12 protein-coding genes are annotated in these 12,682 nt (G+C 71.7%); 9 read left to right on the top strand and 3 right to left on the bottom strand.

Features of this window, described 5'->3' with window-relative positions:
- Positions 1-20: 20 nt before the first annotated feature.
- Positions 21-785 (top strand): protein-L-isoaspartate O-methyltransferase family protein, encoded by a 765-nt coding sequence (locus EAF64_RS05260; protein WP_129067946.1) that lies wholly within the window; start codon positions 21-23, stop codon positions 783-785.
- Here the strand turns inward: EAF64_RS05260 and EAF64_RS05255 are convergent.
- Entirely contained in the window at positions 773-1,231 is a 459-nt protein-coding gene (locus tag EAF64_RS05255; protein ID WP_129067945.1) for a DUF7382 domain-containing protein, read from the bottom strand. The two genes, EAF64_RS05260 and EAF64_RS05255, sit on opposite strands and share 13 nt — an antisense overlap.
- A 123-nt stretch (positions 1,232-1,354) precedes the next feature.
- Between EAF64_RS05255 and EAF64_RS05250 the strand changes: the two genes are divergently transcribed.
- The 8 genes from EAF64_RS05250 (at position 1,355) to EAF64_RS05215 (ending at position 11,160) form a co-directional block, all read left to right on the top strand.
- Positions 1,355-1,759 (top strand): fluoride efflux transporter FluC, encoded by a 405-nt coding sequence (locus EAF64_RS05250; RefSeq protein ID WP_129067944.1) that lies wholly within the window; start codon positions 1,355-1,357, stop codon positions 1,757-1,759.
- Positions 1,759-2,106, top strand: a complete 348-nt coding sequence (gene crcB, locus EAF64_RS05245; RefSeq protein WP_129067943.1) for a fluoride efflux transporter CrcB — start codon at positions 1,759-1,761, stop codon at positions 2,104-2,106. The genes EAF64_RS05250 and crcB overlap by 1 nt, the downstream gene beginning before the upstream one ends.
- Before the next feature lie 42 nt (positions 2,107-2,148).
- The gene (locus EAF64_RS05240; protein WP_129067942.1) at positions 2,149-3,126 is read left to right on the top strand and encodes a fumarylacetoacetate hydrolase family protein; all 978 of its coding nucleotides are present in this window, start codon (positions 2,149-2,151) and stop codon (positions 3,124-3,126) included.
- 54 nt (positions 3,127-3,180) lie between these two features.
- Positions 3,181-4,281 carry an aminotransferase class V-fold PLP-dependent enzyme gene (locus EAF64_RS05235; RefSeq protein WP_129067941.1) on the top strand — a complete coding sequence of 367 codons (1,101 nt, stop codon included), beginning with the start codon at positions 3,181-3,183 and terminating at the stop codon, positions 4,279-4,281.
- 126 nt (positions 4,282-4,407) lie between these two features.
- Positions 4,408-7,422: a transglutaminase domain-containing protein gene (locus tag EAF64_RS05230; RefSeq protein ID WP_129067940.1), complete on the top strand. Its 3,015-nt coding sequence runs from the start codon at positions 4,408-4,410 to the stop codon at positions 7,420-7,422.
- Positions 7,419-8,132: a DUF7269 family protein gene (locus EAF64_RS05225; protein WP_129067939.1), complete on the top strand. Its 714-nt coding sequence runs from the start codon at positions 7,419-7,421 to the stop codon at positions 8,130-8,132. The genes EAF64_RS05230 and EAF64_RS05225 overlap by 4 nt, the downstream gene beginning before the upstream one ends.
- Positions 8,132-9,514, top strand: coding sequence for a DUF58 domain-containing protein (locus tag EAF64_RS05220; protein ID WP_129067938.1), 1,383 nt, complete (start codon positions 8,132-8,134; stop codon positions 9,512-9,514). Before EAF64_RS05225 ends, EAF64_RS05220 begins: the two co-directional genes overlap by 1 nt.
- Entirely contained in the window at positions 9,511-11,160 is a 1,650-nt protein-coding gene (locus EAF64_RS05215) for a DUF7519 family protein (RefSeq protein ID WP_129067937.1), read from the top strand. Before EAF64_RS05220 ends, EAF64_RS05215 begins: the two co-directional genes overlap by 4 nt.
- Position 11,161: 1 nt before the next feature.
- On the opposite strand, the gene EAF64_RS05210 is transcribed toward EAF64_RS05215, so the two are convergent.
- Both EAF64_RS05210 and EAF64_RS05205 read right to left on the bottom strand, forming a co-directional pair.
- Complete coding sequence (locus EAF64_RS05210) at positions 11,162-12,115, bottom strand: AAA family ATPase (protein ID WP_129067936.1); 954 nt, start codon at positions 12,113-12,115, stop codon at positions 11,162-11,164.
- A gap of 70 nt (positions 12,116-12,185) precedes the next feature.
- On the bottom strand, positions 12,186-12,491 hold the full coding sequence (locus EAF64_RS05205; RefSeq protein WP_129067935.1) for a winged helix-turn-helix transcriptional regulator: 306 nt from the start codon (positions 12,489-12,491) through the stop codon (positions 12,186-12,188).
- Positions 12,492-12,682: the final 191 nt, after the last annotated feature.

Here is a 12,682-nt window from a genome sequence, read left to right as displayed (position 1 = left end):
TCCACGCGAATCTTGCGACAATGGAACCCGCGGTACTGCGCGACGACATGGTCGACAGCCTCGAACACGAGAGCAAAGGCTGTGTCCACAGCGACGCGATCAGCGTCGCCATGCGGGAGGTGCCCCGCCACGAGTTCGTCGCCGACGAACGCGGTGCCTACGCCGACCGCCCCTTCGAGCGGTTCGGCACCCGCGTGCTCGCCCCCAGCACCGCCGCGCGCCTGCTCGAAGCGCTCTCGCCCGACCCCGACGACTCCGTGCTGGTCGTCGGCGCGGGCGTCGGCTACACGGCCGCCGTGATCGCCGAAATCGTCGGCGATCGAAACGTGCAGGCCATCGACATCACCCGCCGGGTCGTCTACGACGCCCGCGAGAACCTCGCCAGGGCCGGCTACGGCGGCGTCCTCGTGGACTGTCGGGACGGCGCCGACGGCCTCCCCGAGTACGCACCCTACGACTGCATCCTGCTGGAAGCCGCCGCCGTCTCGCCGCCCCGGGCGCTGGTCGACCAGCTGGCCGACGACGGCCGCCTGGTCATGCCGCTGGGGGCCCACGAACAGAGCCTCGCCGTCGTCGAGGACGGCGAGGTCACGGACCGGCTCGGTGGCGTCGCCTTCAGCCCCATGCTCGTCGAGGGCGAGCAGGCCGACACGCCCGAGCGCAACCGGATGCGTCGTGAAGACCGCGAGTACGAACGCCGGGACGCCCGCCGTCGCCGCGGCTGGGAGCAGTCCTGGATCGACTGGGACGAGGCCGCCGACGCCGGCCGGTCCTACGAGGACTGACCGCTCCCCGAGACCACCAACAGTTTCGTGTTCTCCCGATCGTCGGTGTACCCGCCGCCTGCGGGCGGTTTCACGTCCAGCGTGATGGTCCCCTCCTCCTGATTCGGGCCGAGACTCGGCGCGAGCTGGAGCGTCGCCTTCCCGTTCGTGCCGGTCTTCGCCGGCCGAATCTTCGACAGCGTGGCGGTGCCGTCCTTCGCGACGACGGTCGCGTTGGCCACCGGCTCGCCTTTCGGCGTGACGACGGTGACCGTAATTTCGTTGCTGCCCTCGGCTACCACCTCCGGCTGTGGTTTCACGTCGAGTTCTGTCACTCCCAGCGCGGTGAGGCCGCCCAAGGTGTTCATCATGACGCTGAGACTCGCGATCCCCACTACGAGAGCGATGACGAGCCGCACCGGCAGTCCTTCGATCGCCCGTTCGTCGGCGCTGAAACGCTCGAACATGGACCGGGCTGGTCCGGCCCTCCGTAATAAGGGCTCGGACGAGGGCTTACGTGCGAACGGGAGCGGGCCGATCCGGGATCGAACCGAAAGCGCCGAGTAGCCGCTGGGACTCGCTCCGGACGAATGAGCGACGGGACGGCTGCCGACGGGTCGACACACGCCCTCGTCCGCCTCGAACCCCTCGTTCTGATCGCCGTCGGTGGGTTCGTCGGGGCCGTCCTCCGCCACGCTGTGGCGCTCGCGCTCCCGGCGACGCCGCTGCCGTGGGGCACACTGGCCGCCAACGTCGCCGGGAGTTTCGCGCTCGGCGTCCTGCTGTACGAGGCCCACCTCGCCGACGCGCTGAGTCCCGAGACGCGCCTGGTGCTGGGCACAGGCTTTCTCTCCTCGTTCACGACCTACAGCACGTTCGCCGTCGAGACCGCCGGTCTCGACCCGCAACTGCTGGTCGCGAACGTCGCGGCCAACTACGCCCTCGGGTTCGCGGCCGTCCTCGCCGGGCGCTTCGTCGCCCGGGTGATCTCCTGATGGTCAGTCCCGCGTTGCTCGTCGGCGTCGGCGGCGTCCTCGGGGCGCTCTCGCGACATCTGCTGGGCGAGCGCATCGACATCCGAACGGCCGACACGCTCGCCGTGAACGTCTGCGGGAGTTTCGTGCTGGGGCTGCTGGTCGCCGTGCCGGTCGCGGACTCCCTGCTCCTGCTGTTCGGGACGGGCTTCTGTGGCGCGTTCACCACGTTCTCGACGTTCGCCTTCGAGACGGTGCGGCTGTACGAGACCGGCGAGCGACGGCGGGCCGTGGCGACGGCGGTGCTGAATCTGACCGGGGCGCTGGGTGCGGTCGCGCTGGGATCGGTGGTCGCGGGCCTCCTCTGAGAGGCCAAAGCTATACCTGCTCTCCGTCCCCCGGATGCGAGTATGCGACTCGCCAGTTTCGCGGTCGAGACGCCCGTCGGGCCCGCCCGACGGGTCGGTGTCGAACACGAAGGGGACCTGCTCGACGTGACCGCCGGCTACGCGTACGTCCTCGCGATGGACGGCGAGGCCGCGCCCGCCGACCTCGCCGAGACTATCGCACCGGCGGACATGATCTCTTTCCTCCGTCGCGGCCAGCGTGCCTTCGACGCCGCCCAGCAAGTGCTGGAGTGGGTGCCCGACGCCGACGCCGAGACGGGTCCCGGCGGCGCGCGTCTCCGGTACGACCCCGCCGAAGTCGACCTGCTGGCCCCGGTCCCGCGGCCCAACTCCCTGCGGGACTACATGGCCTTCGAGGAACACGTCGCGAACACGATGGGCGACGTTCCCGACGTGTGGTACGACAGGCCCGTGTGCTACAAGGGCAACGCCGATCAGGTCGTCGGCGACGGCGACGTGGTGGAGTGGCCGCCCTACTCGAACCTCTGGGATCTGGAACTGGAGATCGGGGCGGTGATCGGCGAGCGCGGCACCGGTATCGACGCCGACGAGGCCGAGGCGTACATCGCCGGCTACACCCTGTTCAACGACTTCTCTGCCCGCGACGAGCAGGGCGAGGAGATGGACGCCCAGTTGGGCCCCGCCCGCGGGAAGGACTTCGCCAACGCCTTCGGTCCCTCCCTGGTGACCCCCGACGAAGTGGATCTCCCGAACGCCGACTTTGCGGTCGAGGTCACCGATGCGGACGGCGAGAGCGAGGTCTGGTCGGAGGGCACCGTCGGCGACATGGAGCACTCCTGGGGCGAGATCCTCGCGCACACCGCCGAGGCCGAGACTCTGTACCCGGGCGACGTGCTGGGCAGTGGCACCGTCGGCACCGGCTGCGGCCTCGAACTCGGGAAGTTCCTCGACGACGGCGACACCGTCGCCATCTCCATCGAGGGCCTGGGCACACTGGAAAACACCGTGGTCGAGTCCTGACCGGCTGTCGACCGCCATCTGAGGATTCAAACCGCTGGCAGTCCAACGGCCGCCATGGACCCCGAGGACCTCCGCGACGAGATTCCCGCCGTCGACGACACCGTCTACCTGAACACCGGCGCGAGCGGTCCCAGCCCGCGCCCGGTGGTCGAGGCCGCGACCGACTTTCTGGAGCGCCACGAGTACGAGGCCCACGCCGCCGGCGAACCCTACGGGATGGCCTACCACGAGATCGGGGCCGCTCGCGAGCACGTCGCCGAGTTCGTCGGCGCAGACACCGACGACCTCGCGCTGACCAACAGTACGGCCGACGGGCTCTCCCGGGTCGCCGCCGCCGTCGACTTCGAACCCGGCGAGACGGTCGTCTACACCGATCTCGAACATCCAGCGGGCATCCTGCCGTGGGAGCGGGCCGCCGACGTGCACGGCCTCGACACCCAGGTCCTCGAAACCGAGGCCGGTCGCATCGACATGGACGCCGTGAAGGACGCGGTCTCGGACGCGAGTCTGCTCTGTGTGAGTTCGCTCTCGTGGAACTACGGGACCCGTCTGCCAGTTTCGGAGATCGTCGACGTGGCCCACGACGCCGGGACGCGGGTGGTCGTCGACGCGGTCCAGTCGCCCGGCCAGCACCCGGTCGACGTCGCCGAGTGGGGGGCCGACGCCGTGGCGGGTGCCGGCCACAAGTGGGTGCTCGGGCTCTGGGGCGCGGGCTTCCTGCACGTCGACTCCGACTTCGCCGCGGCACTGGAGCCCCGGCGGGCCAGCTACCGGAGCGTCGACGACCCGAGCGCGCCCGGCTGTGAACTGTCCGAAGGCGCACAGAAACTGGAGATCGGCACCGTCTCGCCCGCGCCCCACGTCGCGCTGGGGACGGCCATCGACCGGATCCGGGCCGTCGGGCTGGACACCGTGCAGGCCCGGATCGAACGACTCACCGACCGGCTCAAGGAGGGGCTGGGCGACCGGCTCCTCTCACCACGCGAGTACGAGTCCGGGCTCGTCACCTTCCGCGCCGACGACCCCGAGGCGCTGGTCGAGCGGCTCGGCGACGAGGGGGTCGTTATCCGGTCGCTACCCGACGGGACCGTCCGGGCGTCGATCCACGTGTTCAATACGGCCGCCGACGTGGATCGGCTTCTCGGGGCGCTCTAACCCCCTAATCGGAACTGATAATTCGTACCGAATGTTTAACCCCCTCCTGACGCTGGGTCAGGTAGAGCGTACCGGCGGGCGGCTCGCGGGGCACGCGGGGGTGGCCCGCCGGCGACGATATTCACTATGGCATCCGACGCGGAGACGGCTTCACGCGAGCGGGCACGCACGGTGGTCGCCCTCCTTGCCATCGCCGGGTTCGTTCTGGTCGCACTCGTCTTGCCGGCGGTGGGGGCCGACGCGCCCGGGCGGTCGCTCCTGCCCGGCAACGCCTCCGGCGAGGCGGGATCGACCGACGGGAGTGGCGCGCTCGGCGACGTCCTCGCCGGTCGAGCCGGCGGGTCCCCGGGCGGTGGTGCCGGCGGACAGGCCTCGCTGGTCGACGGCCTGATGGGCTCGCTCTCGGGAACCGGTGGGACGCCCGGGGCTGGGACCGGTAGACGGAGCCCCAGCACGAGCGGCGGGAGCGGCTTCGGCGCGCTCGACCCCGGCCAGCGGACCGGCGTCGGCTCCCAGGGTTCGCCGCTGTCGGCCAGCCTCCGGAACCAGTCCGCCGAACCCCACTTCCTCGTCCGGAGTTCCGCTGCGACCTACTGGCGGACCGGGGCCTACGAACGCTACACCGGGACGGGCTGGAGCGGCCAGGGACAGGCGAACCGCGCCTACTGGCCCCGGAACCCCGGTGTCGCCGCCGAGGACCGGCGGACGATCACCCAGGAGTACCGGCTGCTCCAGCCCGCCTCCGCGTTGCCCGCGGCCTGGAAACCGGTCGACGTGGACGGCCCGCGCACCGAGAGCGTCCGGCTGACCGACCAGGGCGGCCTGCAGTACCGCGGCGACCGGCTTCCGGCGAACACCACCTACACGGTGACCAGCGCGGCACCGCCCAGTGACCCCGACCGACTCCGGGCCGCCGGGACGGACTACCCCGACGGCCTCGCGGAGCGGTACACCGTGCTCCCGGACTCGACGCCCGACCGCCTCCGGTCGTTCACCGACGACCTGACGGCCGACACGGAGACACCCTACCGCGCGGCCGTCGCCATCGAGCGCTGGCTCGAGGCGAACAAGGAGTACTCCCTGAACGCAAGCCACGAGGGCGGGAACGTGGCCGACCAGTTCGTCTTCGAGATGGAGCGGGGTTACTGCGAGTACTTCGCCAGCACGATGGCGGTCATGCTGCGCACTCAGGACATCCCGGCGCGCTACGTCGTCGGCTACTCGACGGGCGAACCGCGCGCCAACGGGACCTACCTCGTGCGCGCGATGAACGCCCACGCCTGGGTCGAGGTGTACGTCCCCGACACTGGCTGGGTGCGCTTCGACCCCACGCCGGGCCGGAGCCGGCTGGCCAGCGAGTTCCGCGCCTACCAGCGCGCCGCCGAGAACGGCAACGCCGAAGCTGCCGCCCGCCGCTTCCTCGAATCCGCCAGCCGCGAGGACGGCGCCAACCCCGTCCGCCCGAACGAGGGCGGGGGGTCACCCGGCGGCCAGTCGCCGCCCGACGGCCAGTCCGGGACCGGTGACGGTAGCAACGGGACCGACGCGAACGCCACCGAGTTCGCCCAGACGTACAACCACACCGAGTCGGGGAGCCCGGGCGAGACCTTCGACGTGGACGGCGACGCCAGCGTGCAGGTGTCGCTCGTGTCCGACCCCGTTCCCGGTCAGTCCGTCGCCGTCCGCGTCGAGCGCGACGGGACGCCGCTGGCCGGCGCGGTGGTCGCGTTCGACGGCCGCCGGATCGGCACCACCAACGCGTCGGGGCTTGTCACCGGAACGATCCCGTTCTCGGCGACGCTCGACGTGACGGTCACGGTCCCAAACGAGACGGCCGCGCCAGCGGGGAGCGCCGCCCTCGCCCTCGCGAACCCGACGGGAACGCCCTTCCAGCGCGTCGCGGGCAACGAGAGCAACACCACTCGGTCGTTCGACGTGCCCACGGACGTCCGCGTGGGGGTCGAGGGCGAGCCCGGCCCCGGCGAGCCGGTGACGGTCAACGCGACCATCGCCGGTCGGCCGGTCCCCGGCGCCAACGTCTCGGTCAACGGAACGGACGCCGGCCGGACCGACGCCGACGGCCGCCTCGACGTGTCGCTCCCGGTGAGCGAGCACGCCTCGGTTCGGGTCGAACGGGGCGAGGCCGCGGGCAACCGGTCGCTCGAACTCGCCAACCTCAGCGTCGCCGTGTCGGGCTTTGCCCTGCCGGGCCTGTCGGTCACCGTCACCGTCACCGACGGGGGCGACCCGGTCCCGGGCGCGACGGTCGGCGTCGGCGATTCGACCGTCGAGACCGGCGAGGACGGGACGGCCAGCCTCTCGCTCCCGCTTTCGACTGGGGCCACGGTGACCGCCGAGACGCCAGCCGGCCTCACCGAGACCCGGCCCGTACGGATGCGGTTCCTGACGGCCGGTCTCGTCGCGCTCCTCGCGCTCGCGGTTCTGTCCGGTGCCTACCTGCTCCGCCGGCGCGCGCTCGACGCCGGCCGGTCGTTGCGCGAACAACTCCGGGTCGCGCTCCACTGGCTGTCGGGCGCGTTCGTCTCGGTGCTGGTCGCGCTCGCCGTCCGCGGCGAGGCACTGCTCGCCGCGCTCCCCGCGTTCCTGCGCCGTGTCCGCGACGCGCTGGCGGCGCTGGCGCGCGACCTCGCGGCCGCCGTCCGCGCCCGCCGGCTCGACCTCGGCCGCCTTCCGGGACCGCGGCCACTCCTCGCGCGATTGCTGGCCGCGCTCCGGGGGCTGTTGGCCGGTGTTCGCGACTCACTGCCCGGGGGTGACGCGACGACGGAACCCGACGGGGCGACGGCGACGACCACGGGGGCGACGGCGGACGCGCCGGCGGCCCGTGAACGGGTTCGGCGCGCCTGGCGGGAGTTCCGCGCGCAGGTGCCCGTCGCCGATCACCGGACGAAGACGCCCGGCGAACTCGCCCGGAAAGGTGTCGACGCCGGCTTCCCCCGGACCGCCGTTCGGACGCTCCGGGACGCGATCCGGGACGTGGAGTACGGTCGGCGCGACCCCGCCGAGTACGTCGACGACGTGGACGACGCCCGGCGGGAACTGTCGCCCGCCTCGGAGCCCCGATCCGACGGTGGCGAGTCCGACGGCGCGGAGCGATTCGACGGAGGTGACGGGTCGTGATCTCCCGGACGCGCCTGCTGGTCGGTGGGGCAGGGGTCGCCCTGCTCACCGCGGCCGTCGTCGTTCTCGCGCCCGGTCTCCTGCCGGTCCCGCGCTCGCGACTGGTGGCCGCGATGGACACGCTGACCGGGACGGTCGGGCTGGCCGGCCTCGCGGTCGTCGCCGGGTTGATCGCCGTCGTGCAGGGGCTGTGGTCCTCGACGACGGCCTCGCGCCCGCCGCCGCTCCCCGTGGACGGCGACCCCTCGGAGCGAGAGGTGCCCGGGCCGGTCGTCGGCGAGACCTTCGACGAGCGGCTGGCGGCGGTCCAGCGCGTCGACGGTCGGTCGGCCGAGAGCGAGGCGGTCGTCCGCGAGGACCTCCGACGGCTGGCGACCGACGTGTACCAGCGCACCCACCGGTGTGACTGGGAGACCGCCGCCCGCGCCGTCGAGACGGGGGCCTGGACCGACGACCCCGCCGCCGCGGCCTTCGTCGGCGGGGCCGACGCGCCCGACCTGCCCCTCCGGCTCTGGTTCGAGGACATGCTCAGCGAACACGGCGCCTTCCACCGTCAGACGATCCGGACGCTCCGGGCGGTCTACGCGCTCGAAGCCGCGACCGACGGCGACACCGACGCGACCGACCGGACCTGGGCCGCGGATGGGACGCCCCTCGCCGAGACCGCCGCGCGGGACGGTGCGGGGGCCCAGGAGGTGACCGACGCGTGATGCGCGTCGCCCGCTGGCACGGCGCGCTGGTCGGCGCACTCTTCGCCAGCGCCCTCGGCCTCTACGTCGGCGACCACGTGTTCTTCCTGGCCGCGACCATCCCCCTCGCGTACGTCGTCTACGGCCACGTCACCGGACTCGGACCGCCATCTCTGTACATAGAGCGGACGTTCGACGACGACCACGTCGACCCCGGCGACACCGTCACCGTCCAGCTCACCGTCGAGAACACTGGCGACCGTCCGATCCCCGACCTCCGGCTGGTCGACGGCGTCCCCGAAGACGTGGCGGTCCCCGACGGCTCGCCGGCCGGAAGCGTCGCGCTCCGTCCGGACGAGTCGGCCACCGTCTCCTACGAGGTCCGACCGCCGCGGGGTGCCCACGAGTTCGGGACCGTCGCGGTCCGGGGTCGCAGTCTCGCCGGTACCGTCACGGGGACGACGACGCTCGCACCCGACGGCGACGACACTCTGCGCTGTACGACGCTGCTCGACGAGTTCCCGCTACAGGACCCGACCACGCCCTTCGCGGGCCAGGCGCCGACCGACACCGGCGGCGACGGCATCGAGTTCCACTCGATCCGGGAGTACCGGCGCGGTGACCCCCTCTCACACGTCGACTGGCGACGCCTCGCTCGGACGGGCGAACTCGCGACCGTCACGTACCGGCAGGAGCGGGCCGCCGCCGTCGTGTTCGTCGTCGACGACCGACCGGGCGCGCGCTGTCAGCCGCCCCAGGGTGGTCCGTCGGCGCTCGACTACGCCGTCTACGCCGCCTCGCAGGGACTGGTGACGCTCACCGAGGAGGGCCATCGCGTCGGCGTCACGACCCTCTCGCCCGGGAACGACCGCGACTGGGTCTCGCCGGGCCGCGGTTCCGCCACGGAGTCGGCCGCGTCCGACCTCTTCGACCGGGTACAGGACGACGACGCGGAGCCCGCCACCACCGAATCCGCGCGGACGCCCGTCGCGACCGACGGTGCCGGATCGGCGGCCACCCAGGAAGGGGCCGGGACCGGCCCCGACGAGGGCGACGCCGCCACCGACTCCGACGGGGCGGCGCTGGGACTGCGCCTCGCGGAGTGGTTGCCCGCACACGCGCAGGTCGTCCTCTGTACGCCCCTGGTCGACGACGTCCCGGTCGGGGTCGTCGAGACGCTGCTGTCGAACCGCCACGCCGTGACCGTCCTCAGTCCGAACGTCACCGGATCCGTCGACGGGAACTACCCCACGCCGGGGCAGGCGGTGGTCGACGTGCAGCGTCGCCTCCGGCTGACCGACCTCGAACGGTTGGGCGTCTCGGCCACCGACTGGCAGCCCGAAACCCCGCTACAGGTCGCGCTCGCGGACGTGCTGACGACCACGCGGGGGTGGGACCGATGAGCGACGAGCGTGCGACAGACGGTGGTGCCCCCACCCGCGACGAGGAAGTGTTGCCTCGCCTCGGCACCGGCGACGGGGTGGTCGCGACGCTCGCCGAGACGGCCGCAGGGATGCAACTCTCGGCACTCTTCGCCGGTCTCGTCGCCGTCCTGGCAGCGCTGATCGTCGGCTGGCAGTTGCTCGGCGTTCGGCTCACGCTGGTGTCGGCCGTCTCGGGCGTCCTGCTGGCGGCCGGGCTGTACGCGCTCCGGAGCGACCGGGTTGCCGTGCTGTTCGCCGCCGGCGCGCTCCTGACCCCCGCGTCGATGGGGTTGACAATCGCGCTCGCCGTCGGCGTCGCGTTCGGCCTCGACGTGGGCCGACCCGCTGGCCACCTCGCGAGCGTGACCGTCTGCCTGCTTGTGGGCAGCGGCTTCGGTGCGGTGCTGACCGCCGTCCCGCTCGACGAGGGCGAGGTTCTGTCCGGTTCGTTCATGCGGTTCGTCGGGATGCTCCTCCCACTGACCGTCGCGCAGGTGGTCGTCGTCGCCATCGCCGCCTGGGACTCCGTCGTCCGCTCGCTGGCCCGACTGGTCGTCGACAGTCCCGATCCGCTGCTCGCGCTCGGGCGCTCGCTGCTGGCGCCGACCGGCAGCGCGGCACTGCTGACCTTCCTCCTGTACGCTCTCCTCCTGCTCTTCCTGTTTCGACTGGTTCTGCGCTCGATCCCCGTGGTGAAGCTGTTCCCGCCGCGCCAGCGCCCGATGGCGACGGACAGACTCGACCGACTCGTCGGCCGACTGGGGTGGGCGCTGCTGGCGACCACTGGCGGTGCCATCGTCCTGTTCACCGTCGCGGTCGTCGCCGGCGTCGGCACGCCCGCGGCGCTCGCCGACCGGTTCGGAACGGTCGCCGTCCCCGTCGTCTGGTTGTTGACCACCGTCTGGGTTCGCGTCCTGTTCGTCCTCGCCATCGGCGCGATGGCCGCTATCCTCGTCAGCGAGCGACTCCGGCGGCGCGTCCGCCGCCTCTCCGAGGCCGACCTGCTCCGGCAGGGGACCCCCCCGCTGGGCGCGTTCACGACTGCCCTCCTCTTCGGTATCGTCGCCGACCTGCTGCTCAGCAGCGACGAACTGCTCGCGCGTGCGCCAGCGACCGTCCGCCCGACCGTCGAGTCGCTGCTGGGCGGGGGCGTCGTCACCGCCGTGCTGGTGGTCGCGTTCGGCGCGCTCATCCTCGCCGGGGTCGCCTTCGTCTCCCTGTCCGTGCTGGTGACCTCGCCGATCCTCCCCGAGCGGGCCCTGGGGCCCACCCTCGCCAGCGCCGCCGTGTTCGCGCTCGCTCTGTTGCTCGTCCTCTTCGGTGGCTCGTCGCTGGTCGCCTTCCTCGCCGTCGCGGCCGCGCTGGTCGTCTGGGACACCGGCGAGTTCGCCACCAGCCTCCGCGAAGAACTACCCGATGGCGCGGCGACGACGCGTGGCGAACTCGTCCACGTCGGCGCGAGCCTGGTCGTCGGCCTGCTGGCCGTCGTCGGTGCCCTCCTGCTCGCCATGTTCGTCGCCAGCGACCTGCTCGTGCCGTCGGTCCCGGACACCACGCTCGCCGCCGGCGCGGTGATCCTCGCCTTCGGCACGACGATCGTCCTGCTGTCGTCACTCCGGGAGTGAGCTACTCGTCGACGGTCGGCACCGGCACGCGGTCCAGCACGTCTCTCAACACTGTGCGCTTCGAGACCGACCGAACGCTCGACTCGGCGGTCAACACGAGCCGGTGGGCGAACACCGCGTCGGCCACCTCCTTCACGTCGTCGGGCACCACGTAGTCCCGCCCGGCGATGGTCGCGTACGCGCGAACAGCCTCGAACAACCGCTGGATGCCCCGCGGCGAGACGCCCACCTCCACGCGCTCGTCCGTCCGCGTCGCCCGCCCGAGGTCGACCACGTACTCCCTGACCTTCCGCTCGACGGTCACCGACTCCGGAACGTCCTGTAGCTCCCGGACCGTCGCTGGATCGACCACCGGTCCGACGCTCGGTGCCTGCGCGGTGCGACTCGCCCGCCGATCAAGTAGTTCGAGTTCACCGTCCCGCTCGGGGTAGCCCATCGAACTCTTGATCATGAAGCGGTCGCGCTGGGCCTCCGGCAGGGCGAACGTCCCCTCCTGCTCCACGGGATTCTGGGTCGCCATCACGAAGAACGGCTCCGGGAGCTGGTAGGTCTCGCCGTCGACGGTGACCTGGCGCTCCTCCATCGCCTCCAGCAGTGCGGCCTGTGTCTTCGGCGGTGCACGATTGATCTCGTCGGCCAGCACCACGTTGGCGAAGATCGGCCCCTCGGCGAACTCGAAGCTCCCGTCACCCTCGTTGTAGACGTTCGTGCCGGTCACGTCCGAGGGGAGAAGATCGGGCGTGAACTGCACGCGCGAGAACTCGAGGCCCAGCGCCGTCGCGAGACTGCGCGCGGTGAGCGTCTTCCCCACACCCGGCACGTCCTCGAACAGCACGTGTCCTCGTGCGAGAATCCCCGTCAACACCCGCTCCAGAAACGCCCGGTCCGTGATGACCGCCGACTGTACCTCGTCGAGTACCGCCGTACACTCCCCGGCGGCGCCTGTCACGTCCATGCTGTTACGTGTGAATTTGCCCCCATGAATGTTCGTGCTGTGTCCGGGCGGCGGCCGACCCGACTTGCGGTCACGACTCGTCGACGACGACTTCGTCGTCGCGAACGCGCTCCAGTCGCGCGGTCAGCTCCTCGATCCCCTCGTTGACCCGTTCGAGTCGCTCCGTCACGTCGTCGGCCGGCACTGCGCCCTCCGGCGTCGGCTCGACGAACCCGTCGTTCTCTAGCATCCGCAACGAGTACCGCACCTTGTGTTCGGGGACGTCCGTCCGATCCGATAGCTTGACGATCCCGAGCGGCCCGTCCGCGATGACCGCCTGCAGGATCGTCAGATCTCGGCGCTCCTTCTCCACCTGGTTCCTGAGTCGCTCGTCCATACTGGGGTGTCTTCACAGGGGTACCAACCCACGACATATAATTCTTGTATCTCTCTCGACGCCGGAGCGTCACTGTGAGACATACCTGCGGGATCGACCGCCGCCGTCCGCTCTCTCGCCGCCGCTCACTCCGCTCGCGGCGGCCGCTGCTCACGGCTCGCTTCGCTCGCCGTTCGCGCGTCCGGCGCTCC

It is taken from the genome of Halorientalis pallida (assembly GCF_004118325.1).
GTDB classification, from domain to species: domain Archaea; phylum Halobacteriota; class Halobacteria; order Halobacteriales; family Haloarculaceae; genus Halorientalis; species Halorientalis pallida.
This window is presented reverse-complemented; position numbering and strand designations above follow the sequence as displayed.